Origin of the sequence: Streptomyces hazeniae, assembly GCF_031845485.1 — a bacterium.
Lineage (GTDB): Bacteria > Actinomycetota > Actinomycetes > Streptomycetales > Streptomycetaceae > Streptomyces > Streptomyces hazeniae.
Genome location: NZ_JAVREQ010000086.1, coordinates 1 through 634, shown reverse-complemented (window position 1 = coordinate 634; position 634 = coordinate 1). Strand labels below are relative to the sequence as shown.

Here is a 634-nt window from a genome sequence, read left to right as displayed (position 1 = left end):
GGATGGCGATGGTGTCCTCGACGGACGGCTCCGCCACCAGCACCTGCTGGAAGCGGCGCTCCAGGGCCGGGTCCTTCTCGATGCGCTCGCGGTACTCGTCCAGCGTGGTCGCGCCGACCATGCGCAGCTCGCCGCGCGCGAGCATCGGCTTGAGCATGTTGCCCGCGTCCATGGCGGAGTCGCCGCCCGCGCCCGCGCCGACGACGGTGTGCAGCTCGTCGATGAAGGTGATGATCTGGCCGTCGCTCTCCTTGATCTCGGAGAGGACGGTCTTGAGGCGCTCCTCGAACTCGCCGCGGTACTTCGCGCCCGCGACCATCGCGCCGAGGTCCAGCGAGACGAGCCGCTTGTTCTTCAGGCTCTCGGGGACGTCACCCTTGACGATGCGCTGGGCGAGCCCCTCCACGACGGCGGTCTTGCCGACGCCGGGCTCACCGATGAGCACCGGGTTGTTCTTCGTCCGGCGCGACAGGACCTGCACGACGCGGCGGATCTCCTGGTCCCGGCCGATGACCGGGTCCAGCTTGCCGTCACGCGCGGCGGCCGTGAAGTCGGTGCCGAACTTCTCCAGGGCCTTGTACTGGCCCTCCGGGTCGGGTGTGGTCACGCGGCGCCCTCCCCTGCTCGTCTCGAA

The 634-nt window shown here is 69.9% G+C and carries 1 protein-coding gene; it reads right to left on the bottom strand.

Annotation, left to right across the window (positions count from 1 at the left end; genetic code table 11):
* A partial coding sequence (locus tag RM572_RS28695) for an AAA family ATPase (RefSeq protein WP_311676295.1) occupies positions 1-634 on the bottom strand: 634 nt, incomplete at both ends.